We start from the raw sequence: 24,917 nt of genomic DNA on the forward strand, positions 1-24,917 counted from the left end.
TTCACAGCACCACTGACTCTCTAAAGATTCACATTAAAGCTACTACGCCTTATATACACCCTAATATTATGCAATTTCTTTATATATTGCAAGTTTTATTTAAAATTATGTCGAATCTTGTTTCGATATTCCTCTATCATAAATGTATAAGAAGTAATAACCAATTAGTATAAGCATTATCATACTATAGAACATCACTTTCATATCAAATACATCGACTAAAACACCACCAACAACTGGCCCAAATGCTTTACCCACTGTTGAAGATGCGTTAACAATGCCTTGATAAGCACCCATTCTACCTTTTGGAGCTAATTGATTTGCTATAGCTGGAACTGCAGGCCATACAAACATTTCACCAAACGTTAGTATAACCATACCTACTATAAACATTGTAAATTGCTCTGCAACACTCGTAACTAAGTAACTTATAATAAAAATAGTCAGCCCAATAAACATTTGCAATTTTATTTTTTCTTTAAATCTATTTATAAATGGTGCAATTAAAGGTTGACCAGCTAAGATTAACACGCCATTAATTGTCCATAACAAACTATACTGTTTTAAAGAAATACCTACTGTTTGTGTATATGTTGCTATAGTTGTCTGCCATTGAACGTATCCAATCCAACATAAGCTGAACATTGTACACAATAATAAAAGAGCTGTGAATTTACTTTTGTCTTTTACTTGCGCGACACTCCCAATACCTTCATCATTTTTTAAATGAACTTCTAAATCAATATTGTAATATTTTAACGCAATAAGTATGAATACAACATATAATAATAAATTTGCCATAAATATATAACTAAAGCTAAAATCAGCTACAAACCCACCAGCAGCTGCCCCTATTGAAACACCTAAGTTTTGTGCTAGATAAATAGCATTAAATGTTGTACGACCACCATTTGGCCAACTTGCAGCTGCCATAGCATAAATGGCTGGAACAATAATACCACCACCGAAGCCTAATATTACTAACCAAAATGGATACCATGGCCAATCATTTAAAAAATTCAAACCTACTAAACTTAATATATTTAATAAAGAGGCAAAAATAATAGAGCGAAATCCCCCAATTTTATCAAATAAACTACCACCTAATAAATTCCCGATAACACTACCAAATGCATTAATCATTAATACGACGCCGGCAGTACTTAAACTTTTCCCTAATTCTTCATTCATATAGATTGTATTAAGCGGCCATAAAAAGCTGGATCCTGTAATATTAATAGCCATACCAATAATTAACATTTTTACAATTTTAGGCATTTTCAAAGATTTCACCCTCCCTCTCTAATTTTGTCAATTTGAATAGTCTAAACCTTTTTCTGCAAAAGTTCAATATTATATGTTAAAATGCTTTAGATAAGTTTGTAGAACAGGATGTGAAATAAAATGACAGAACAATTCCGTTTTGCGTTTGATAATAAGAGATATCATACATGGAATTATCATTTAAGAAATAAATTTGGAGAAAAAATATTTAAAATTGCAATAGATGGTGGATTTGATTGCCCAAACCGTGATGGCACTGTAGCGCACGGTGGTTGTACTTTCTGTTCAGCAGCTGGTAGTGGTGATTTCGCTGGCAATAGAGCAGAACCAATACATGTACAATTCAAAGAAATAAAAGACAAAATGCATGAAAAATGGTCTGAAGGAAAATACATAGCCTATTTTCAAGCTTTTACCAATACACATGCACCAGTTGAAGTTTTAAGAGAAAAATATGAAGCTGCCCTAGCAGAAGAAAATGTAGTTGGTCTTTCTATCGCTACAAGACCAGATTGCTTACCAGACGATGTTGTTGAATATTTAGCAGAACTAAATGAAAGAACCTATTTATGGGTTGAGCTAGGCTTACAAACCGTACATCAAGAAACATCTGATTTAATTAATAGAGCTCACGATATGAAGTGTTACTACGAAGGTATAGCTAAACTTAGAAAGCACAATATTAACATTTGTACGCACATTATTAATGGTTTACCTGGTGAAGATTACAATATGATGATGGAAACAGCTAAAGAAGTTGCTCAGATGGATGTTCAAGGTATCAAAATCCATTTACTACATCTATTAAAAGGAACACCAATGGTAAAGCAATACGAAAAAGGTATGCTTGAGTTTATGACTCAAGATAACTATACTCAACTTGTTTGTGATCAACTAGAAATTTTACCGGAAGAAATGATTATTCATCGTATAACTGGAGATGGACCTATTGACTTAATGGTTGGACCTATGTGGAGTGTTAATAAATGGGAAGTATTAAATGCTATCGATAAAGAATTAAAAGATCGTGGAACTATGCAAGGATCTAAATTTGTAAAGACGGAGCATATTAAATCATGATAGTTGATGGTATCCTTCCTTTTGCTAGAAAATTAATATCTTCTCATATCACAGAGAATAGTATCGTAGTAGATGCTACTTGTGGTAATGGTAACGACACGTTATTCCTCGCAAATCAAGTTACGAATGGTGAAGTCTATGCATTCGATATACAAGAAAATGCAATAAATAGTACAAAAGAAAAAACAAAATCTTTTAATCATATTAATTATTACCAAACAGGACATGAAAATGCCGCTTCTATTATAAATAAATTCAATAAAAATATAGACGCAACAATTTTCAATTTAGGCTATTTACCTAAAGGAGACAAAAATATTACAACAAACCCTTCAACTACAATACAAGCAATTGAAAGCCTTTTTGAAATTACTAACAAAAATGGCATTATTGTATTAGTTGTATATCCAGGTCACCCAGAAGGTCAAATTGAATCAAATGAAGTGTTAGCATATGTAAGTAATATAGATCAAAAAACAGCTCACGTACTTCATTATCAATTTATTAATCAAAAAAATAACCCACCTTATATAGTTGCTATTGAAAAAAGATAAGTATTGAAACTAAAAAAGCAAACCTGAATTTTCAGGTTTGCTTTTTTATATGTTGCATGTATTCACTATTGATTCAAATTGCTTTTCAAAATGATCTTTTCTTTTCTTTATTTCTTCACAAGCAAAGTCTACAATCGCTGCTTTTTTCTCAGCAAAATCTTCATTTACTTCAACAATTACAGTTCTTTCGTCATTTTCAGGACGAACTTTTTTAATCCAACCTTTTTTAACTAAATTATTATAAAGTCTTGTTCTCTTATAAGGCTTTATGTCAATATAATCATCTAATTCTTTAAGACTCATAGAACCATTATTCCATAACATGATAAGTGTAAGAAATTCTTCTTTTTCAATTTCAAACTTTTCTTCAATTTTATAAAATATTATATTAATATTTTTTTGTATATCATCTAAAAGGATTAAGTCACTCACATTATTTTCTTTTTCTGCCATAAAATCAACCTCCAACGTTCTCTATATCTACAATATACCCAATTTAGAGGCGTTTAAGCTCATTTTGTAATAATTTTTATAGCGATTACTCTTCTTCATCAATTAATAAACCAACATAATGTATGCGGTTATTCATAAATGAAACAAGATATTTCATTACATTTTCACGCTCTGGCTCATTATGCACTTCATGAAATAAACCATGCCAAGCTTTAAAATAAAGTTCATTTGTATTGATTGTCTTAGCAACAGTTCTAATTGAATCTGTATCAACTATTTCATCTTCTGTTCCTAACATAATGAGTGTTGGAATTGGCGAAATGTGATGAATGTTCTCCATTGTACTTTTCATCGTTTCTAGAATAGTCTTATACCAATGATAACTTACTTTATTTAACATTAAAGCATCTTTATTTGTATCATCAATAACCTCTTTGTTACGTGTTAAACTTTCTATTTTAATACCTGTATCAAATTTCGCATCTTTAGCGACTGTACCGAAACTGGAAGCTAAAAAGTTTCTTCTAGTAGATATATTTTGCTGGAAAGCAACTAACGGTGAAATCAGCAGTACACCTTCTACTTTAAGATCTACTTTTTCTAACAAGTTAAGTAAAATCAGTCCGCCTAAACCTACACCAAGTGTAAACACAGGTAAATGATATTCTTCTGCAATCGTTAACCATTCTAGAACTTGTTCATGATATTCTTCAAAATTATCAACATGGCCTCTATGTACTCGCGAAGTTTGGCCTTGCCCTCTTAGATCTCCCATAATAACATGGTAGCCTTCTCTACGTAGCTTAGTAATTACGTATGCATATCTTCCTGTATGTTCAAGCATATTATGTACAATTACAACAATACCTTTAGCTTCCTTTTCTGTTTCCCATTTCCACATAATATATTACTCCTTTTACCTTTATAGCTACATTTTTGTTAAACTTAGTATAACAAATTTTTTCAAAAGAATGGAGAATCTTTAATGATTAAATCTTTTAATAGCAAAACCCCAATTATAGACCCAAGTTGTTATATAGCTGAAAATGCTACACTAATTGGCGACATAAAAATTGGTGAGAATAGTTCAGTATGGTTCAATTCTGTCATTAGAGGAGATGTCGCACCGACGATTATAGGAAAAGGTGTCAATATACAAGATTTATGCTGCTTACATCAAAGCCCAGATCAACCACTCATACTAGAAGATAATGTAACAGTTGGTCATAAAGTTACTTTACATTCTAGTATAATACGTAATAATGCTTTAATTGGAATGGACTCCACAATATTAGATGGCGCTGAAATTGGAGAATACGCATTTATCGGTGCTGGATCTCTCGTACCCCCAGGTAAAAAAATACCACCCCACACTTTAGCGTTCGGACGACCAGCTAAAGTGGTACGAGAATTAACAGAAGAAGACTACAATGAGTTAAAAAGGATTAACGAATCATATATAAATAAAGCTAAGCTATATAAAGAAGAATAAAACGAAAACAGCTTAGGGCAGAAATGTGTTGTAGATTAAGTCAGAAGTTAATCTACGACACCCTCATAATCAACACCGAACAATAAAAGGATGGGACAATTAATTTGCCCCATCCTTTTTTCTATTTTAAGCTATTTTAAATTTACTATGCATAATTGGTAATTTTACGATAATATATGCAATTAAAATTTCATAGAACATAGAGAAGAATTTTTCAAAGAAGAATAAAATGTTTTGTGAAATTATTGTTCCAAATCCTTGTCCACCAAATTGATAATTAACAAGTAAGAAATTATCAATAATATTCAATGCAATGATTGTGATAAATACTGTCCATGATTTTTTAGTGATCATAGCAATCAATATTGCAATAATACCTATAACTATAGGTTCAAAAATAAATAATTGTACGAAGCTGTCTAATGGTTTCCCGAAAATATAAAATGCCATATCCCTAAACATAGCGATAACTCCTTTATAGTCATTTCTAATAATATAATTATATCACGCTCATACCTACATTTTTATTAAGATATTTTAAAGATTCACCGCTTTTCTTAACATTAAATTAACATTGAAATCCTTTAAAAATTTACACTCACTTAGTAATTACTTCATATATAGATGTTATATTGAAAATGTAATCAACGACACTATTTAAAGGAGCATGATAAAATGCATTTCTTTAAAAAAATAATGATAGCAATACTATTATTTACGTTCCTCCCACATGCAATGAGCATAGCTGCAGAGCCTATTTCACCTTCTTATACTGAGTTAAATAAGTAATCACTAAACTCCTATAAAAGGAGTTCTTTTTTTATCCCCTATTTATAACTTGATGAATTACTAAACATATCGTTTTTGAATGCACTTTTATTGAGTTTTGTTTATACATATTTCCATTCAAAATACATTTTAAATTCGAACAATCTTTTCAACTATACGGAAATTTTCTTAAAAGTCCGAAATTTCATTTAATGACGTTCTTTTTTGTGTTAGAGTTCATTAATTGTATAATTTTACATTATATTCAAAATGTAAACGCTTAACTATTTTATTGTTTCCATGATAAAATGTATGAAAGTAATATATTTAATTAAGGAGGACTTGCTATGCCTGTCGTAAAAGATTTTTTTATTGCGTTATCTAACAATCAGTTCATGAATGAATCAGCTAAGAAAATGGGTCCTGCACTAGGTGCAAACAAGGTAGTAGCGGGCGTTGATATTGATTCAACAATCGATACAGTTGAAAGATTAAACATGAAGGGAATATCATGTACGTTAGATAATTTAGGGGAATTCGTAACATCTCGCCAAGAAGCATTACAAGCGCAACAAAACATTGTTGAAATTATAAGAAGAAATTATAATGCAAACATCGAAGCTCATGTTTCAATTAAACTAACACAATTAGGTATTAATATAGATAGAGAGTTTGCATATCAAAATACGAGAGAAATTTTATTAAAAGCTCATGAATACGGTAATACTTTCGTTAACATCGATGCTGAAAAATATGAAGATTTAGTCGGGATCACTGAAATAGTCGATAGACTTAAAGGTGAATTTAAAAATGTTGGTACTGTTATCCAAGCTTATTTATACGACGCAATGAATATTATGGAAAAATACTCAGATGTAAGATTACGTTTAGTAAAAGGTGCATATAAGGAAGGTCCACATATAGCTTACCAAACTAAAGAAGAAATCGATCAAAACTATATTAAGTTAATTGAGAAAAGATTGCTTACTTCAAAAGCTTTTACATCAATTGCAACACACGATCATCACATAATTAATCATGTAAAACAATTTGTAAAAGACAATAATATTGATAATAATGCTTATGAGTTTCAAATGTTATATGGTTTCAGAACAGACTATGCATATCAAATAGCAAGCGAAGGCTATAACTTCTGTATGTACGTTCCATTTGGGGAAGACTGGTTCGGATACTTTATGAGACGTTTAGCCGAAAGACCACAAAATATTAACTTAATGCTATTAGATATCTTTAATAAGAAGAACAAAGGAAAGATTGCGTTTGGTGCAAGTGTCATAACTGGTATCTCTATTTTAACAATAGGTGCCATTTCCTTATTAAAGAAAAAATAAAAAAGCGAGGCTGAGACAATTAAATTGTCTCAGCCTCTAATTATTATATTTGGCTTTCAATATTTTTAAGTAAATTGGCCATTTCAATAGCAGCTAATGCAGCATCTCCACCTTTATTACCTGCTTTAGTACCAGCTCTTTCTATTGCTTGTTCAATTGTTTCTGTTGTAACTATACCAAAAATTACCGGCACTTCTGTTTCATCATTTACTTTAGATACACCTTTAGCTACTTCATTACATACATAATCATAATGTGTAGTAGCGCCTCTAATGACACATCCTAATGTTACTACTGCATCGTATTTTCCTGACTTAGCTAATTTTTTAGCAACTAATGGAATTTCATATGCACCTGGAACATAAGCTACATGAATATTATCTTCTTCTACATTATGGCGAACCAAAGTATCTTTAGCTCCATCTAATAAACGACCTGTAATAAAATCGTTAAATCTACTTACTACAATCGCTACTTTTAATTCTGATCCATTCATTTTACCTTCAAAGTTCATTTTTATTTGCCCCATTCTTTTTATAATAAATGACCCATTTGGTCTTTTTTTGTATTTAAATATGATTCATTCGTTGTATTTGGTTGTATAACTACTGGTATTCTATTTGTAATTCTAATACCTAACTCTTCTAATTGATTAAATTTATCTGGATTATTGCTTATGAGTTGTATTTCTTCTATATTAAAGTACTTCAGAATTTGACTTGCTTCAGTATAGTCTCTTAAATCCGCTTCAAAGCCTAATGCTTTATTTGCAGAAATTGTATCATATCCTTTTTCGATCAATTCATATGCTTTAAGTTTATTGATTAAGCCTATGCCTCGACCTTCTTGAGGAAGATATAAAATCATACCACCATGCTCTTGTATATATTTCATAGAGTATTCTAGTTGTTCTCCACAATCACATCTAGCACTATGGAAAATATCACCAGTGACACATTCAGAATGTATACGAACGTTCATTCCATTTTCAATATTGCCCGAACAAATAGCTAAGTATTCTTTTTGATCTAATTTAGAAGTAAAACCATACATATCAAATTCACCAAATGATGTTGGTAATTGAATTTTTGATTCAAATTTTATAATTTGATCATTTCTTTTTCTATATTGAACAAGTTCATCTATCGTGATCATTTTTAATTGATGTTTAAGTTTGAACTGATATAAATCTTCTCTCTTAGCCATCGTTCCATCGTCTTTCATAATTTCACAAATAGCACCAGCAGGTTTAGCACCTGACAGTCTAGCTAAATCAACACAAGCTTCAGTATGCCCTACTCTTTCAAGAACACCATTTTCTTGAGCAATTAATGGAAATACATGTCCTGGTTTTACAAAAGCACTCGGAGAAGTCTCTTCTATTAGACCTTTTATAGTATCCGTTCTTTCAAAAGCACTAATGCCTGTTGTTGATGACACATGGTCAACACTTACAGTAAAAGCTGTCTTAAACTTATCACCAGTTTCAGTCATTAAATTTAAATCTAGCTGTTCTGCTATTTCACGGCTAACTGGTGCACATATTAGACCTCTAGCATGAGTTGCCATAAAATTTATAGTTTCTGGTGTTAAATATTCAGATATTGCAATAAGGTCACCCTCATTTTCTCTATCTTCATCATCTACAACTATAATGGGTTTTCCAAGTTTTAATTCTTCAATAGCTTCTTCTACTTTATCAAACATTATGATGCCTCCTAAAATCCTAGATTTAGTAACTTCTCTTGCGATAAATTCGAGTTATTTTGATGAGTAATTTTTTGAACATATTTAAATAATAAGTCCGTTTCTATATGTACCTCATCACCTTGTTTCTTGTTAACAAAAATAGTACGCTCTCTAGTCTCAGGTATTAAATGAATTTCAAACTTATGCTGATACAATTTAAAAATTGTTAAACTTATACCGTCTACCGTAATTGAACCTTTATCAATCATTTGACTTAATAATTGCGCATCAGTTGATATTTCAATTATCCATTCATCTTTTCTTTTAGAAATATGCTTTATAATACCTTTTCCATCTACATGTCCACTTACGAAATGACCACCAAATCTTCCATTAGCTAACATCGCTCTTTCAAGATTTACTTTGTCATTTGTTTTTAAGTGCTCTAAATATGTGACATTGATTGTACCTGTAATAACTTCTACTTTAAAAATAGATGTCTGCTTTTCAGTAACAGTTAAACAAACACCATTTATCGCTACCGAATCACCAAGAGATAAATCATCAGTTATTTCAGGAGCCTCAATTGTTAAAGTCTTAACTCCACTTTGAGTGCTTGTATTCTTAATTACACCAACTGTTTCAATAATTCCTGTGAACATCTTGTCACTTCTTTCTTAAAATTATTTTAAGATCTCCACCAATGATTTCTGTTGATATAATTTTAAATAACTTACTATTGGATAAAGGATAAACATCATTGGTTTGATAATATTGATATTTTCCTTGACCACCAATCATTTTCGGGGCTTGATAAATAATTAATTGGTCTACTAAATCTTGTTCTATAAATTTACTTACTAAAGTCGGACCTGCTTCTACCATGATTTGAGCATAACCTGCTTCATAAAGTTGATATAGAACATTTTTTAAATTTGATCCTTCTTTATTTACTAATTCGATGTTTTGATTTTCATTTACTTTGAAATGGTTAGAATCTGACATAACAATTACAGGATTATTTTCATCCTTAAAAATCTTTAGTTCTTCATTGAAATCAGATTGTTGAGTTAAAATAATTCGTTTAGGGTCTTTTAATTCTTCGCTTCTAGTTGTTAACAATGGATCATCTTCACGCACTGTCATACCACCCGTAATAATGGCATCATGTTGACTTCTTAAGTTCAACACATCTTGTTTCACTTCTTTAGATGTAATCCATTTACTTTCTTTGGCATCAGTTGCAACTTTCCCATCCATACTTGTAGAAATTTTTAACGTTACAAATGGTAGTTTAGTGTTTTGTTGTTGAAAAAAACTATTATATAAAGCTTGAGCTCTTTCAGAAGGCTCATGCGATACATCAATTCCAGCTTCTTGTAACATTTCATGTCCACTGTTTTTTAAAGATTGATCTTTTACCGCATATACAACTGATTTAATGCCACTATCTATAATGGCTTTAGAACATGGCGGTGTTAGTCCATAATGAGAACATGGTTCTAACGAAACGTAAATAGTAGCATCTTCTGCTTGAGTACCTGCCATCTTTAAAGCTTGAATTTCTGCATGAGACTCACCTTTTTTTAAATGTGCACCGAATCCGATAATTCTATTATTCTTAACGATTACAGCACCAACTGAAGGGTTTGTCCCAGTCTGACCTTGTAAACGGTCTGCTAAATCAAGAGCAAATTCTAAATATTGATTCATTTAAGTTCCTCCTAAAATTAAAAAAACCACCAGAAAATTGAATTTTCGGTGGTTGGGAGTAAAAAATGTATCAAGAAATAAGCCTTTATTATTAAAGACATTAACATTTTAATATAACGAAATAAGCGTATAAAATACGCTGTCGTCTATTCTTTCTCCCATCCAGACTCTAACTGTCGGCTTCAGAATCACACTGAATCAGCCATAAACAAAAACTCATTTATGGGTCGCGGGCTTTATACCGCCGGTTGGGAATTTCACCCTGCCCCGAAAGAATATATTATTAAATTATATGCATCAGTAATCACTGATGTAGCCATTTTATACTATAATACTAAGAATTACAAATTAATATTCTTATAGATTTATTTCTTTTTGGATTGAACCTTTTTAGCTTTTTTTCTTTCTTCTAGTTCAATATACAAGTCTTTTACAGCTCGAACGGATTGATCAACTAATAAAGAAACACCATTTACATCAAAATTCACACCAGTTGTTAATTGACCAATTACTTTTAAATTAGGCATTGTTCCAAACTTAGGACTAATAACTTCATTTGTATATGGAAGTACAAGAATACCTCCGAATGGATGAGCTGCTATGATTTGTTTATTTTCTAGCCCTTTTATAAAATGTTCACCTTCAGTCAACTCAGATAAGTGTTTTTTAGGTCCTGTAGCATTAATTACATAATGATAACTGTCTTCATTTTCTACATTTTTATATTTTATTCTAAATTTACCGTAATATTTTCGAACATTTTCCAATCCTTCTTTAACAATAATATCACCGTTCTCAATCCAGTCAATTAACTGCTTTGCAGACGATTGTGGCATAGGATTAGCATTGCGTTTAAAGTGATGACCATATTTATCTAAAAATGCTTTCTTATCATCGATAGTCATAGCATTCCAAAGCGGAATCATATGATGTTTAACTTCTTCAATAAAAGATTGAAAATGCCCAACTTCATCCTCATGCCTTAAGTCATATTTCATGTTATATACATTATCTTTTTTGAATCGATATAACATTTTCTGTAGGTTAATATTTTGATATTCACATTCTTTTTCAAATAATTTTTCTACATCTTTTAAAGGCACTACACCTTTATGTGATTTTTTGAATTTTTCAATTGCTTTATCATTTATATATTTCAAATCAATTTCATGTCTTATCCCTCTCACACTAGGAAATTGCGCATTTCTTGATGTTACAACTAATGGCAAACGCTTATGATTTTCCATGACATATCTAATAACATCTACAGAACTTAGCCCAGTACCTATAATTGCTATATCATCATTTTGTTTCACATTACGTAAAGCTCGAGTAGTAGGATAAGGTGATTCAATATAACCTGATAATCCCGATAATTGATAAGGATCTTTATAAGGTAGCATACCAATTGTTAAAAATACATAATCATATTTTTGACAGACTGCTTCATCATCTTCAATATAGCAAACATCTATTTTATATTGTCCACGTTCATCTTTAATCTCTTCAACATAACAACTATCAACTTTATGCTTATGAACAAAAATATTATCATGTTTTTGTAGCAATTTATTTAAAATGGATTTCATATAATGACCAAATACTAATCTTGGTAAATATTTTGCTTTACCATAATCAAATTCGTCATTTTTCTTATACCATTTTTTAAAATCTTTCTCGTTTTGTGGATCTAGTGACATTTGATTAGCTGGTAAATTAATCAATAATCTATCACTATCATTTTGAAATGGTTTCCCCATTCCCATATCTTCAGCATTATCAAAAATATCTACCGTAATATTTTTGAATTTTTTATGCTTAGATAATTGATTAAGTGTACTTACGCCTGCTGTACCCATACCTATAATTGCAACTTTCAAATTAAACGCCTCCGTTTTTAATTTTGCATGGTATGCAAAAATTTAGCATACTTTTAAAATCTATACTTTATCCCCATATTTTCTCTTTATATAAATTCATCATAATATGATTCTCAATTTGTCGCTTTCATTTAAATATTCCTTTTTTCTAATTCAGATAAACATAGAATTCATACTATCAGTAACTTTTATAAATATGCAACATTTATGTTATAATTATGAATGTTAATATTTTGAATTTTAATAAAGGAGAAGTGTTATGTTATCTATAGAAAACTTAACTAAAGTTTATCGTGGCGGTAAAAAAGCAGTAGACAGTATCAATATGGAAATTGAAACTGGTGAATTTATAGCATTTATCGGTACTAGTGGTAGCGGGAAAACTACTGCATTAAGAATGATCAACCGTATGATAGAACCTACAAGTGGAACTATCATGTTAAATGGAAAAGATTTAAGCAAGATGAATCCAGTGAATTTGAGAAGGAATATTGGATACGTAATCCAACAAATCGGATTAATGCCACATATGACAATACGTGAAAATATTGTTTTAGTTCCAAAATTACTTAAATGGACGAAGGAAGATAAAGAGAAAAAAGCTAAAGAACTTATTGAACTTGTCGACTTACCTGAGTCTTATTTAGATTTATACCCATCTCAATTATCTGGTGGACAGCAACAACGTATTGGTGTTGTAAGAGCCTTAGCAGCTGATCAAGATATCATCTTAATGGATGAACCTTTCGGAGCATTAGACCCAATTACAAGAGATACACTTCAAGACCTAGTTAAAACATTACAACAAAAACTAGGAAAAACGATTATATTTGTAACACATGATATGGATGAAGCAATTAAATTAGCTGATAGAATTTGTATTATGTCTCAAGGTGAAATCATCCAATTTGATACACCGAACAATATATTAAAAAATCCAGCTAACGACTTTGTTCGTGAATTTATCGGACAAAACAGATTAATACAAGACAGACCTAACTTAAGAGTTGTAGATGACGCTATGAAGAGCCCTATTACTATAACTTCTGAAAAAACAATCGACGAAGCTGTAACTTTAATGAGAGATAGACGTGTCGATACTTTATTTGTTACTAATGATAAAGGAAAGCTTGTTGGTTATATAGATATAGAAGATATAAACGAAGGACATCGTAAAGGTGCAGATATTATTGATATTATGCATCGAGATATTTATACTGTGAAAACTGGTACAATGCTTCAAGATTCAGTACGTACTATATTAAAACGAAATGTTAGATTAATCCCTGTCGTAGACCATCAATATTACATAAAAGGTGTTATCACAAGAGCGAGTTTAGTTGATATCGTTTACGATTCAATTTGGGGATTATCTGAAGAAGATGCACAAAAAAGTGATATAAAATAAGGAGTGAATAATAGTGATTGAATTTTTACAAGTTAATGGGAATGAACTTATCCAAAAAACACTAGAACACTTCTATATTTCATTATCTGCTCTATTATTAGCTATGATAGTAGCTATACCTCTAGGCATATTGTTAACAAGAACAAAAACAATTGCCAAAGTAGTATTGTCTATAGCCAGTGTTCTTCAAACAGTCCCTTCATTAGCAGTACTAGCTTTAATGATACCTTTCTTAGGTGTCGGTAAACTTCCTGCAATTCTTGCGCTTTTCATTTATATTTTATTACCTATTTTAAATAATACGTTTATAGGTATAAAAAACGTAGATAAAAACGTAAAAGCAGCAGGTTCAAGTATGGGTATGACTAGATTCCAGGAAATGTTTATGGTCGAATTACCATTAGCAATATCTGTCATAATGAGTGGCGTTCGATTATCTAGCGTTTATGCAATAAGTTGGGCAACATTAGCTAGTTTCATTGGTGCCGGTGGTTTAGGTGACTTTATATTTAATGGTTTAAACTTGTACCAACCAGATTTAATAATTGGCGGTGCGATAAGTGTTACATTAATCGCACTTATTATGGACTTTGTATTATCCAAAGTAGAAAATTGGGTAACACCAAAAGGATTAAAAGTTTCAAGATAAGGAGGAAATTGAAACATGCATAGATATTTTAAATTGTTATTGCCGATCATGGCTTTATCTATCATTTTATCTGGATGTTCCCTACCCTTTCTTGGAGCTTCAGGTGATAAAAACTCAGTAAAAATTGGTATGCAAAATACAAGTGAATCTCAAATAATGGGACATATGGATAAACTTATGATTGAACATGAAGCAAAAAAAGATAACGTAGACGAAAAAAATATTCAGCTCATTAATAACTTAGGTTCATCTACAGTTACATTTAACGCACAGAATAATGGTGATGTTAATATTTCGAGTGCAAGATATACTGGTACTGACTTAACTGGCGCATTAGGTAAAGACCCTATTACAGATCCAAAAAAAGCGTTGAAAGTAGTACGAGATGCATTTGATAATGATTACAACCAAAAATGGTATGGTTCTTACGGGTTTGAAAATACTTATGCCATGATGGTTACAAAAGAAACAGCAAAGAAGTATAATCTAAAAAAAGTTTCAGATATGAAAAAAGTTGCAAACAAACTAGAAGCTGGTGTTGACTCATCTTGGATGAAACGACCAGGTGATGGTTATCCAGCATTTAAAGAAAAATACGGTTTCGACTTCAAAAAAACAAGACCTATGCAAATTGGTTTAGTGTATGATGCGCTAAATACAGGTAAAATGGATGTCGTATTAGGTTATACAACAGATGGACGTATAGCTAGTTATGATTTAGTTGTACTTGAAGATGATTTAGAATTTTTCCCACCTTATGATGCAAGTCCTTTGGTTTCAAAATCTTTAATAAAAGAAAAACCATATGTTGACCGTGCAATGAACAAATTAAAAGGAAAAATATCTACAGAACAAATGCAAAAATTAAACTACGAAGCAGACAACAATCTTAAAGAACCTGCTGTCGTTGCAAAAGAGTTTCTGGAAAAGAACAATTATTTTGATGATAAAAAGGATGGTGAGTAATAATGGCTGAAGGAAATGTATGGTCACAATTAGTAGATTATTATGCAACAAATGGCGGATATATATTTCAACTATTTCTAGATCATTTACTCATTTCTGTTTATGGTGTGCTATTTGCGGTTATAGTAGGTATACCAATTGGAATTTTTATTGCTAGATATTCCAAATTGTCAGGTTTCATTATTTCCATAGCTAACATCATTCAAACAATGCCAGCACTTGCACTTCTAGCAATTTTAATGCTTGTTATGGGACTTGGTGCTAACACTGTTGTTATGACAGTCTTCTTATATGCCCTACTTCCAATTATTAAAAATACTTATACAGGTATTAAAAATGTAGATTCAGGTATTAAAGATGCAGGTAAAGGAATGGGAATGACTTCTAAACAAATTTTGACAATGGTTGAACTGCCACTCTCGTTATCAGTAATGATTGGTGGAATTAGAATTGCATTCGTTATCGCAATTGGTGTTACAGCAATTGGTTCGTTTATTGGATCATCAACACTTGGTGATATCATAATCAGAGGAACTAATGCTACTGATGGTACTTCACTGATTCTTGCAGGTGCAATACCTACTGCTTTATTAGCTGTACTAAGTGATTTATTATTAGGTTATATCGAGAAAAGACTAGATCCAACTAAGAGAAAGCAAAAAGGACTACAACCTCAAACACTTTCGGAGTGATAAAAAATGAAATTTTTATTTAAAGTAATTACTGCTACAATTGTTATTTTCATACTTTCACCTAAGAAAAAACTTAAATAAATTTTATTAATAGCAAAAGTAATTATATAAATCTTTGCTATTAATATTTGGTTAATGTTAATATTGTTTAAAATATAAAGGAGGAATTAGTATGAAATTCAGAGTATTAGGTAGTTTATTTTTATCTTCATCATTAATATTAGCGGCTTGTGGTAATGGATCTGATAGTTCAGATTCTGATACTAAATCAGAGAAAAAAGAAGAGAAAAAAAGTTCAAGTCAAGTAGTTAAAGACTTACAAAGCAATGCTAAAGACGTAAAAAGTTATCACACAGATAATGAAATTAAAGTATCTGCTAAAGACCAAGAAAGTCAAACTGTTAAAGTCGGCATGGATGTTGATGAAAAAGAAACAGCTAAATTAGCAATGGATCAAGCTGGTCAAAAAATGACAATTTACGTTCAAGGTAAAAAAATGATTGCAAAAGTTGATGACCAATGGGTAGACCTATCTTCTCAAGTAAAAGACATGAATATAGATAGCTCATTAGAACAACTTAATTATGAAAAATACGCTAAAACATTAAATTCCTTCAAAGATTCTAAAGCTAAAAAAGTTGACGGTGGCTATGAACTTACATATGACATCAAAAACAAAGAAGATTTTACTAAGCTAGCAAATGCTTCAGGTAACAAAGACCAACTTAAACAATTCGAATCTGAAGTTGATAAAGTATCTGGTAAAGCAGTATTGAAAGTAAATAAAGATAACGAAATTGATTCATATAAATTAGATGCAAAATTAACTAAAGATGACGAAACAGCAAATATGGAAACAAACGTCACTTATGACAAAATAAATGAAGTTAAAGAAATTAAAATTCCAGATGAAGCTAAAGACGCTAAGAAAATAGAAGATTTACAAGGCGGTTCTTCAAGCTCGTCATCATCAAGTAGTTCAAACCAAGCTTCATAAGTTAAATTGATATAGTAAAAAGACCAACAAAGTTCAGACTTTGTTGGTCTTTTTTACTTCTCTAGATCTGCTTTTAACGAACCCCTTATCAGCAATTTTACATAGAACTGCTTTTACTATTCCTCTTTTTAGTATAATCTCAGTAAAAATGCGTATAAAAATGAATATTACCACCGATTTTGTACGTGCTGACGCCTGAGGGAATAGTATGTGTGAGAGACTACAGGCTCGAACCATACCCCTAGGCAAGCATGCACGTACAAAATCGTAAGATTGTATTTAAATAGATATTTCCAACGATTTTGTATAGTGCTGACGCCTGAGGGAATGGTATGTGTGAGAGACTACAGGCTCGAGCCATACCCCTAGGCAAGCATGCACATACAAAATCGTAATATAAAAAATAAGCATATCACTGTAAAACTGAAACGATCAGTTAAGTGATATGCTTATTTATTTTGAGTTAGGATTCATCTCCTAAGCACGCTTTATTTATTTTTTTGTTCTTCTTGTTTATCTAGCTTTTCGTCTAATGATTTTACTGACAAGGATTTGTCTGTATCTTTGTATTTATATACAATATAATACTTTCCTTCTGTCTTAAGTTCTTCATAGAAATCTGATATGATACGCGCATTACTTTGTGCCCATTTTATATCTGTTGCATATTGATGTACACCTGGTTTTTTAGGATTCCATCTCATGCTATATAATGTATTCTGGTCTGGATTGGATAAATAATGGTCATGTATGAACTTAGCTCCACCTGAAATAGCTTTTTGCGGAGTATCCCAATCTCGTTTTTTAGCATACCTTGCACCAGTACCTATTGGATCATTATCTAATGCACCTACACCATAAAAATTATAATATTTTTTGCCATCAGATTTTTCTTTAGACTTCGTGACTTTACCTTTATCTGTAAGTAATACACCATTCGCTAATTCACTGTGATGATTCCCAGTTTCTAAAATAGCATGAGATATTAAATACACTTCGTTCACATGCTCTTTTTTAGCTGCTTTTAGAAATTCAGTTGTATACTTTTCAAGTACTTCTTGTTCTCTTAGCATATGATGAATTCTTTTTTCTTCAATACCTTGATATTCAGATAAATTCAAGAATTGGTAAACTTGCTTTTTATCATTTAGTATTTCTTCAACATTCATAACTTCATGAATTTCACTTCTCGAAGCATTTTTCCAATTGCCTGACTCTGTTGCTACTTGCATTTTAGTATCATTTTTATATTGTTTATTTACTGCTTTACTTAAAGTTAATGGTACTTCTACATTATCTTCTTGTTTATCTACTTCATAAAACTTCAAATGATCTGAAATCAAATAATAAAACAGGCCAACAATAATTGATAAGACTAATAATAATACAACTACATTTTTAATTGTTTCTAGCCTGGCATTTTTCATCGTTTCACCTCAAAAATTTGTAAACCTATACTTAATCATAATCTATTACCTAATTTTTACAATTTAAAAAAGTTTACTCTCTATATTTTATAGGATTCGACTATAATATTCAAAAATAAATATGTTACATTTTAATTACTATTATATTTCAAAAAAAAAAGCAAACATTCTATGAAAGTATGTTTGCTTATTTATAAGGTGTGTAATCCATAAATATAAATGACATTGCTGCTGATCTATTTTTATAGTTGTAATGACTAAGATTAATTGTTCCCTCTTCTTCGCCGTTTCTATAATTCATAAATCTATTCACGTTATTAATCATAACAAAGTCAGCATTATCTCTTATATTATTCAACTCATTATTTCGTGCAAAAAAATGTTCTAAATTTAGATGTTCGTAATCCATATGATGAGCCTCCTAATCTTTGCCCCCAATAAAACATATGTCCATATATATCCAAATATACACGTTTATAAGGTAATTGTAAATCTTTTAAATCTTTATTTCTCACCTATTTTTTAATGAATTCTTCACTTTAATGTGCATTTTTTATGATATTAATTATATCTTTTTCAACTATTGCTAATTTACTTTAATTATTTCACTAATTACAAATTTTAAAGCTATTTTATTTTAATTTACAATACTTTTATCCGGAAATAAATCTGTGTGCATGCCCACTGCAAAGGACAACATGGAAGATTATAACTTTAACTCTTATTACTTAAAATACGAAAAAATGATTCATCATTTACTACACCGTTACAATATAAAATATTGCTATGATGATTATTTCCAACTCTTGCTCATAAAGCTATGGGATTTATTAAAAACGTTTGATAAATCAAAAACAAATACGATGGATAAATATATCTATACTAAATTAAAGTTCTATTTAATTGATTGTATAAGAAAAAACAGCAAAGAAATGAACCGTTTCATACCTACTTCTCATGATATGATGTTAGACCAAAGTTTTGTTGAACATTATAATTGTGAAATGTATAGCATGCTTGAAATTTTATCACCAGAGGAACTATTGTGGTTTAAACTAACGTTACAAGGATTTTCAACTCAAGAGATTGCAATTCATTTCAATAAAAGTGAATCGACAATCAAGTATTATAGAAAGAACGCTAGAAATAAGTTGAAATGCCATTTTTTATTTTAGTTACAATGATATGTCATCACGATACAATCAATAACTTTGCATTATTAGTATTATCACTAATAGAGGTGACTTAACAATGATGAATATCAACCCAAATATGACAGTCATTCAACACTCAAAAAATCCTAAATATAAATACCAAATCGAATATATAGATCATTCAATTTTAAATACGAATCTTTCTATTCATTTACTTTTAAACGATGCATTAAAAATTGAGGGTGCGAATATGAAATCAAGAGAACAATATGCAAAACATATCCTCAAAATTTCAAAACTCATCCCTGTTATGATTTATGCATCTCAAGATTTTGTTCTTTTCCCAACGAGTGCTAAAAATCATATTAATTATATGATGATAAATAGTAAACATATTACAAATATTGAAGCGTACAAATGTTATACAAGACTCTTATTTAATAATGACACCTCAAAAATTATAAAGCATGATTTTCATACCATAACTAAGAAAATGGGAGAATCATTAAGGCTTATACAATATCAAAAACACCACATTTTCAAGCAATAAATTTATATAAAAAAACAGCCAGATAATGAATATTTCATTATCTGGCTGCTTTTTATTGTTCGTTGTGTGTTAGTTTACTGCTTACACCTGATAACAATGCTTGATATGCACTGTTAAAGAAAGTAAGTAACACTTCATCTCTTCTTATGATGCTTTGTAAATCTTCTTCATATATTAAGAAGCTACCATCTTTACCATTATATTCTGCATAAGAGGGCTCTACTTGTTTTAAGTTAATTTTATCTTGCTTAAATGGATTAACCTTTATAATATAATAAGGAGACTCTCTATATTTATCTCCAAAATAATAGCATAAAGAAACTGTATAATCTTGATTACCTTCTATATAAAATATAGACGTGATATCAAATTTATCCCAAAACAACCCTGTTTTAACATCTTTAATATTTCTTGAATGTAAAAATTGATAATGGTCATATTGAGCTTGTTGCATGAGTCTTAATGCATGATATGCTGTTTTAGGATTAAATACGCGTTCTTTATCATCCTGATCCAATGTTTTTTCATAAGGAATATTATATGGTTTCGTATTAATTTTAATATTTATTCCGTTGTCAGAAAGTGTATCAAATACAAAATCGTAATATTCTTTAATAGTTTGTCCAGATTCTAAAATAATAGATTCTTCTTTTCCATCTATTATAATGATTAATAGCTGATCCAATAAGTCTAAATTGATTTCAAACTCATGCCCATCTTTTTTTAATACGCTTGTAGATAACCCTACTTGATTAACGGTTAACATCACGTGTTTATATAACGGTTCAGGTTCTTTTACAGCTAAACAACATTTCCCCATTATTTGTGCTATATACCTAATCGTAGCACGTGTATCACGCCATTCATCAAAATATAACAAGCTCATCTACGACACCCCCTAGTTAATCTACATTAAATCTTTAAACCTTCTAGCTATAAGTAAACGCCTTGTAAAATAAGCATTAACCCATTTAATTCCTTTGTAGCCAATGAAAAATAAAATGATACCAATTACAAGATATAGTAATTGCAAAGTCAGTGCAGTACTTATTGGTTTAGTAAAGTATAAAGTAAATGTCCCTAACACTAACAATGCAGCAGTAATGAGAATACCTGCCATAAGTACGTTGCCAAATAGCAATCCACCTAAAGTGAATACTTTATAAAAACTACTTGGTGCTGATGCTTTTTCTATTATTTCATCTTCTACAAAATGATTTACAAACTTACTAGGTTTACCATACTTTTCAAGTAAACGTTCTTCTCCATTAACATTTAACTTTTCTTTAGCTATATTTTTTTCTTTTTTATTTATAAACCATAATTTTTTATAAACAATGGATTTGTATTGTTCATTATTCATTGTACACCTCTAAAAAGTCATTAATATTATAATTATAACATTAAATAAAGTAAGCGTTGTTAAATTTTTAGAAATCAGACTATGAAGGGAAATATATAATGTTTACATTTGAAGTGAATCAAATTCATAATGAGGATATATATATTTATAATTATGAGCATTTATCAATAATTTACGTAACAGATGGAGAAATTCAAGTGTTCTATCACTCATTAAACAAAATATCTCAATTAAAAAAAGGCTTTTATTGTATCGTACCTTTTGATGAATATAGTTATATCAATGCTTTATCTGGTTCTGTAATTATTCTCACGTTAAATTATTTTCTAATTTTAACATTGACAAATAATATTTACCCTCGCTTAATATCAATAGATTATTCTAAACTATCTCATTTTAAAAATGAAGCTACAACATATATACATCTAAATTTTTTAGCTGAGCACTCACCATTTACTGCCTCAACTTTAAACGCTCAAATTTCATTTAGTATTATTACGTTATTAAATATTTTGTCAAAAAGCATAAATGAAGTTATGGAATTAACAGAACAAAAATTAATACCTAAAAAGATTCCTTGTTCCTATCACAAAGACTCTATGGCTGTTAGATTATTTGATGCTTCAGTAGAACTGCTTAATAATCCACAAAAATCAATTGCACATATTGCAATTGATTATGGTTTCTGTGATCAAGCTCATTTTACAAAATTATTTAAAAAACATCGAAATATGACACCTCATGCATTTAGACAACAGTATTCTCTCTATAAATAGAGGTCTATAATTTCTTTTGCTTCTATATCTTTATTTAATATCTTTAAATCATCAAAATTCAAATCTTCTGTTATTTCATGTGTAATGACAATCACATCCATACCAGCATCTATAGCCGCTTGTGCTCCATTTGTTGTATCTTCAATTGCTAAGCATTTATTTGGTTTAACTTGAAGATCATGTGCTGCTTGAATATATAGTTCTGGATTTGGTTTTACAAATGCAACATCTTCACGCCCTTTTACAACATCAATATATTCATCTAATTCTAACCTTAAAACGTTTGGCATAATATGTTCTTTATAACTACTTGTTGCTATCCCCATTTTCAAATGGTTTTTATGTCCATATTCAATTAAGTCTTTAACAACTGGTTTCATAGGTAGTGATTTTGTTCCTTCATAATGATCTTTAAACATTTCTTCTAAAGCTAACTCAGAACCTAGTGCATTTAGGATTTTATTATCTAATTCTTTAGAAACAGAACCTATAGAACTTTTGTATTCATCTAAACTTATTGGTTCGTTATTTTTATTAATAATATGTTTATTTAAAGTGTTAAATAAGTTTATTTCTGTATCTATAATTGTACCGTCAAAATCAAATATAATTGCTTCGTACATATTCTTCACTCCGTTCTAAAAAATAAAGAGGCTGAGACGATTAAATTGTCCAGCCTTTTATAATAATTATAATTCTTCTGATTTAAGAGTCAATTCTAAACGATCGATAATATTTTCTAATTGGATTAGACTAAGCGCTTTATCTTTCGCTATTTGTTCTCTATTTGAAGCAAGAAATTGCACTATGACTTGTAATGGAATTATTGCAGCCTCTTGAGTTCCATCATTATCAATTATAAACAAACCATCTGATTTGCTTAAGTTTAGTTCGTTTTGTTTTTCTGTGGATAAATCATTTTTAAAATATACTGCACCATGTGGGAAAACTTTATGTTTCCTCTCTTCTAAACTTGTTACAGCTTCATGGAAATTTTCTTGATTCAAACCATTATAGAATTGATTAATTATTTGTTTACGATCTTTTTTATCGTTGTATAATTTTAAATTACTTAACATACTCACTCACCTCATCCTGTTTCATCAATTTTAACATTTTATACTGAATTTTTTGAGTATTTTAATATTACATTTTCAAGTCATTTATTACATATTTATCCTATTTTCACCAAAGGTTCATAATTAACTTATATATCTTATTGTAATTCAATATAAAAAATTATACCTTTAAATTGTTACATTATTAATTTGAAATTGAGGTTAAAATTATGCATAAAATTTTTAGTCCTATAAGAAGATTACATTTTTACGCTGCTTTCTTTATTACACCATTATTATTAACTCTCTCTCTTACAGGTATTGGTTATCTATTTTATACAAATGTAGAAAATAATATTTACCAAGATGAATTCTTTTCAGATAGTCATACTAAAGGACATCAATCATTAGATGATGCTATACATGAGATTAGAGATGTATACAAAGGCTATGAAATACAAAAAATAAGTATTATGGACGAGCCATATAATAATAGAGTAACTATTGGAAATGAAGATGGTGAATCAAGATACATATTCTTAGATGAACATAACCAAAGAGTTGCTAATCAAAATGCAAAATTTACATATTCTAATGTGTTGAGAGAAACACATAGTTCACTTATGGTTGGAGGAAGTTTTGTAAATTACTTAGTTGAGTTAGCAGCATGTTGGACAATATTCATGATTATATCCGGCGTGTATTTAACTTTTAAATCTAACGTATTGAAAAAAACAAAAAAGAAAACTTCATTTCTATTTAATAGACGAATACATGCCATAATAGGATTGATTATAGCTATTCCTATTTTTATCATCGTCTTAACAGGATTACCATGGTCAGCATTTATGGGGAAACAGATAAATCAGTTTGCTGAAGAACATCCTAAATTAGGTTATTCAGCGTTAAAAGCTACGCCACCTGAATCAGAAGATAATGAACTACCTTGGGCAACTAGAAGTAAAGAAAAACCAACATCAAAAAAAGATCCACATGCCGATCATCATGGAGCAACTAGCAGTGTTATAGGAGCAGAAGGACAGCAAAGTCTTGAAAGTATAATATCACAAGCTGAAAATGCTAAAGTAAAAAAACCATTTTCAATCGTGTATCCAGCAGATGATAAAGGTGTATTTACAGTTTCTAAAAGCAGTAATACTGGCGTGACTGGTTTAGACGTTGCACCTAAAGAAGAAACAACAGCATACTTCGATCAATACTCTGGAAAACGCTTAGGCCAAGTAGACTACGAAGATTATGGAATCGTCGGCAAATGGTTTAGCTTTGGTATACCATTACATGAAGGACATTTATTTGGTACTGCTAATAAAATTATTAATTTAATAGTATGTCTAACATTTATTGCAGGAATTATATTTGGATTCCTGACATGGATGAAACGAAAAAATGCCAGCTCATTCAGTGCACCACCACAATTGAAAGGCAGCATACCATATGGTCTAATAGCATTTTTAATAGTTTTAGGAATCATAATGCCTTTATTTGGAGCGTCACTAATAGTCGTTGGTATTGTTGAATACTTTATCTGGAAAAAGCAAAAGAAAATTTTTCAAAAATAAGAAATTAAATATAGAAAAAATGCCTACAAAGC

General features: G+C 30.2%; 28 protein-coding genes and 1 riboswitch. Of the genes, 13 read left to right on the top strand and 15 right to left on the bottom strand.

Going from position 1 to position 24,917, the window contains the following annotated elements:
- Positions 1-105 precede the first annotated feature (105 nt).
- On the bottom strand, positions 106-1,284 hold the full coding sequence (locus LQ608_RS01680) for an MDR family MFS transporter (RefSeq protein WP_239749296.1): 1,179 nt from the start codon (positions 1,282-1,284) through the stop codon (positions 106-108).
- A 120-nt stretch (positions 1,285-1,404) separates the two neighbouring features.
- On the opposite strand from LQ608_RS01680, the gene mnmL reads away from it, so the two are divergent.
- Together mnmL and mnmM are read left to right on the top strand one after the other, a co-directional pair.
- Complete coding sequence (mnmL, locus tag LQ608_RS01685; RefSeq protein WP_239749297.1) at positions 1,405-2,364, top strand: tRNA modification radical SAM protein MnmL/YtqA; 960 nt, start codon at positions 1,405-1,407, stop codon at positions 2,362-2,364.
- Complete coding sequence (gene mnmM, locus LQ608_RS01690) at positions 2,361-2,918, top strand: tRNA 5-(aminomethyl)-2-thiouridylate-methyltransferase MnmM (RefSeq protein WP_239749298.1); 558 nt, start codon at positions 2,361-2,363, stop codon at positions 2,916-2,918. The genes mnmL and mnmM overlap by 4 nt, the downstream gene beginning before the upstream one ends.
- A gap of 45 nt (positions 2,919-2,963) precedes the next feature.
- Here mnmM and LQ608_RS01695 read toward each other — a convergent pair whose 3' ends face one another.
- Together LQ608_RS01695 and LQ608_RS01700 are read right to left on the bottom strand one after the other, a co-directional pair.
- Entirely contained in the window at positions 2,964-3,371 is a 408-nt protein-coding gene (locus LQ608_RS01695) for a transcriptional regulator, SarA/Rot family (RefSeq protein WP_078357569.1), read from the bottom strand.
- Positions 3,372-3,456: 85 nt separating this feature from the next.
- Positions 3,457-4,272, bottom strand: coding sequence for an alpha/beta fold hydrolase (locus tag LQ608_RS01700; protein WP_239749299.1), 816 nt, complete (start codon positions 4,270-4,272; stop codon positions 3,457-3,459).
- 84 nt (positions 4,273-4,356) lie between these two features.
- Between LQ608_RS01700 and LQ608_RS01705 the strand changes: the two genes are divergently transcribed.
- Complete coding sequence (locus LQ608_RS01705) at positions 4,357-4,863, top strand: gamma carbonic anhydrase (RefSeq protein ID WP_239749300.1); 507 nt, start codon at positions 4,357-4,359, stop codon at positions 4,861-4,863.
- Between the two features lie 126 nt (positions 4,864-4,989).
- Here the strand turns inward: LQ608_RS01705 and LQ608_RS01710 are convergent, their stop codons facing one another.
- The gene (locus tag LQ608_RS01710; RefSeq protein ID WP_078357572.1) at positions 4,990-5,325 is read right to left on the bottom strand and encodes a hypothetical protein; all 336 of its coding nucleotides are present in this window, start codon (positions 5,323-5,325) and stop codon (positions 4,990-4,992) included.
- Positions 5,326-5,978: 653 nt separating this feature from the next.
- Here LQ608_RS01710 and LQ608_RS01715 point away from each other — a divergent pair.
- Entirely contained in the window at positions 5,979-6,983 is a 1,005-nt protein-coding gene (locus tag LQ608_RS01715; RefSeq protein WP_239749302.1) for a proline dehydrogenase family protein, read from the top strand.
- Positions 6,984-7,026: 43 nt separating this feature from the next.
- Here LQ608_RS01715 and ribH read toward each other — a convergent pair whose 3' ends face one another.
- The 5 genes from ribH to LQ608_RS01740 form a co-directional block, all read right to left on the bottom strand.
- Positions 7,027-7,497, bottom strand: coding sequence for a 6,7-dimethyl-8-ribityllumazine synthase (gene ribH, locus LQ608_RS01720; RefSeq protein WP_239749303.1), 471 nt, complete (start codon positions 7,495-7,497; stop codon positions 7,027-7,029).
- 20 nt (positions 7,498-7,517) lie between these two features.
- Positions 7,518-8,693 carry a 3,4-dihydroxy-2-butanone-4-phosphate synthase gene (gene ribB, locus LQ608_RS01725; protein ID WP_345773096.1) on the bottom strand — a complete coding sequence of 392 codons (1,176 nt, stop codon included), beginning with the start codon at positions 8,691-8,693 and terminating at the stop codon, positions 7,518-7,520.
- 8 nt (positions 8,694-8,701) lie between these two features.
- A complete protein-coding gene (locus LQ608_RS01730) occupies positions 8,702-9,334 on the bottom strand; it encodes a riboflavin synthase (protein ID WP_203153728.1) in 633 nt (210 codons plus the stop codon).
- A 4-nt stretch (positions 9,335-9,338) separates the two neighbouring features.
- Positions 9,339-10,385: a bifunctional diaminohydroxyphosphoribosylaminopyrimidine deaminase/5-amino-6-(5-phosphoribosylamino)uracil reductase RibD gene (ribD, locus tag LQ608_RS01735; protein WP_239749305.1), complete on the bottom strand. Its 1,047-nt coding sequence runs from the start codon at positions 10,383-10,385 to the stop codon at positions 9,339-9,341.
- A gap of 146 nt (positions 10,386-10,531) precedes the next feature.
- Positions 10,532-10,664: riboswitch (FMN riboswitch) on the bottom strand.
- Positions 10,665-10,750: 86 nt separating this feature from the next.
- Positions 10,751-12,265 (bottom strand): FAD/NAD(P)-binding protein, encoded by a 1,515-nt coding sequence (locus LQ608_RS01740; RefSeq protein ID WP_239749306.1) that lies wholly within the window; start codon positions 12,263-12,265, stop codon positions 10,751-10,753.
- A 259-nt stretch (positions 12,266-12,524) separates the two neighbouring features.
- Here LQ608_RS01740 and LQ608_RS01745 point away from each other — a divergent pair, with 259 nt between their 5' ends.
- The 5 genes from LQ608_RS01745 to LQ608_RS01765 all read left to right on the top strand — a co-directional run bounded on the left by LQ608_RS01745 (position 12,525) and on the right by LQ608_RS01765 (position 16,977).
- Entirely contained in the window at positions 12,525-13,673 is a 1,149-nt protein-coding gene (locus LQ608_RS01745; RefSeq protein WP_239749307.1) for a betaine/proline/choline family ABC transporter ATP-binding protein, read from the top strand.
- A gap of 13 nt (positions 13,674-13,686) precedes the next feature.
- Positions 13,687-14,322, top strand: coding sequence for an ABC transporter permease (locus LQ608_RS01750; protein WP_239749308.1), 636 nt, complete (start codon positions 13,687-13,689; stop codon positions 14,320-14,322).
- A gap of 15 nt (positions 14,323-14,337) precedes the next feature.
- Positions 14,338-15,288, top strand: coding sequence for an osmoprotectant ABC transporter substrate-binding protein (locus LQ608_RS01755; protein WP_239749309.1), 951 nt, complete (start codon positions 14,338-14,340; stop codon positions 15,286-15,288).
- A 2-nt stretch (positions 15,289-15,290) separates the two neighbouring features.
- Positions 15,291-15,980 carry an ABC transporter permease gene (locus tag LQ608_RS01760; RefSeq protein ID WP_239749310.1) on the top strand — a complete coding sequence of 230 codons (690 nt, stop codon included), beginning with the start codon at positions 15,291-15,293 and terminating at the stop codon, positions 15,978-15,980.
- Positions 15,981-16,152: 172 nt separating this feature from the next.
- The gene (locus LQ608_RS01765) at positions 16,153-16,977 is read left to right on the top strand and encodes a DUF6612 family protein (protein ID WP_239749311.1); all 825 of its coding nucleotides are present in this window, start codon (positions 16,153-16,155) and stop codon (positions 16,975-16,977) included.
- A gap of 488 nt (positions 16,978-17,465) precedes the next feature.
- On the opposite strand, the gene sagB is transcribed toward LQ608_RS01765, so the two are convergent.
- Together sagB and LQ608_RS01775 are read right to left on the bottom strand one after the other, a co-directional pair.
- Positions 17,466-18,404 carry a peptidoglycan release complex glucosaminidase SagB gene (gene sagB, locus LQ608_RS01770; protein ID WP_239749312.1) on the bottom strand — a complete coding sequence of 313 codons (939 nt, stop codon included), beginning with the start codon at positions 18,402-18,404 and terminating at the stop codon, positions 17,466-17,468.
- 187 nt (positions 18,405-18,591) lie between these two features.
- On the bottom strand, positions 18,592-18,813 hold the full coding sequence (locus tag LQ608_RS01775; RefSeq protein WP_017000846.1) for a hypothetical protein: 222 nt from the start codon (positions 18,811-18,813) through the stop codon (positions 18,592-18,594).
- Positions 18,814-19,102: 289 nt separating this feature from the next.
- On the opposite strand from LQ608_RS01775, the gene LQ608_RS01780 reads away from it, so the two are divergent.
- Both LQ608_RS01780 and LQ608_RS01785 read left to right on the top strand, forming a co-directional pair.
- Positions 19,103-19,579 carry a sigma-70 family RNA polymerase sigma factor gene (locus LQ608_RS01780; protein ID WP_203153738.1) on the top strand — a complete coding sequence of 159 codons (477 nt, stop codon included), beginning with the start codon at positions 19,103-19,105 and terminating at the stop codon, positions 19,577-19,579.
- A gap of 76 nt (positions 19,580-19,655) precedes the next feature.
- Complete coding sequence (locus LQ608_RS01785; protein WP_237687658.1) at positions 19,656-20,108, top strand: competence protein ComK; 453 nt, start codon at positions 19,656-19,658, stop codon at positions 20,106-20,108.
- Between the two features lie 52 nt (positions 20,109-20,160).
- Here the strand turns inward: LQ608_RS01785 and LQ608_RS01790 are convergent, their stop codons facing one another.
- Both LQ608_RS01790 and LQ608_RS01795 read right to left on the bottom strand, forming a co-directional pair.
- On the bottom strand, positions 20,161-20,994 hold the full coding sequence (locus LQ608_RS01790; protein WP_239749313.1) for a DUF5996 family protein: 834 nt from the start codon (positions 20,992-20,994) through the stop codon (positions 20,161-20,163).
- Positions 20,995-21,015: 21 nt separating this feature from the next.
- The gene (locus LQ608_RS01795) at positions 21,016-21,471 is read right to left on the bottom strand and encodes a hypothetical protein (RefSeq protein ID WP_239749314.1); all 456 of its coding nucleotides are present in this window, start codon (positions 21,469-21,471) and stop codon (positions 21,016-21,018) included.
- A 98-nt stretch (positions 21,472-21,569) separates the two neighbouring features.
- Here LQ608_RS01795 and LQ608_RS01800 point away from each other — a divergent pair, with 98 nt between their 5' ends.
- Positions 21,570-22,247, top strand: coding sequence for a helix-turn-helix domain-containing protein (locus LQ608_RS01800; protein ID WP_239749315.1), 678 nt, complete (start codon positions 21,570-21,572; stop codon positions 22,245-22,247).
- On the opposite strand, the gene LQ608_RS01805 is transcribed toward LQ608_RS01800, so the two are convergent.
- Entirely contained in the window at positions 22,238-22,870 is a 633-nt protein-coding gene (locus tag LQ608_RS01805; RefSeq protein ID WP_239749316.1) for an HAD-IA family hydrolase, read from the bottom strand. The genes LQ608_RS01800 and LQ608_RS01805 overlap by 10 nt on opposite strands.
- Before the next feature lie 66 nt (positions 22,871-22,936).
- Positions 22,937-23,326, bottom strand: a complete 390-nt coding sequence (locus LQ608_RS01810) for a hypothetical protein (protein WP_239749318.1) — start codon at positions 23,324-23,326, stop codon at positions 22,937-22,939.
- A 209-nt stretch (positions 23,327-23,535) separates the two neighbouring features.
- On the opposite strand from LQ608_RS01810, the gene LQ608_RS01815 reads away from it, so the two are divergent.
- Positions 23,536-24,885, top strand: coding sequence for a PepSY-associated TM helix domain-containing protein (locus LQ608_RS01815; protein WP_239749319.1), 1,350 nt, complete (start codon positions 23,536-23,538; stop codon positions 24,883-24,885).
- Positions 24,886-24,917 lie beyond the last annotated feature (32 nt).

It is taken from the genome of Mammaliicoccus sp. H-M34 (assembly GCF_022386495.1).
In the GTDB taxonomy this organism is placed as follows: domain Bacteria; phylum Bacillota; class Bacilli; order Staphylococcales; family Staphylococcaceae; genus Mammaliicoccus; species Mammaliicoccus fleurettii.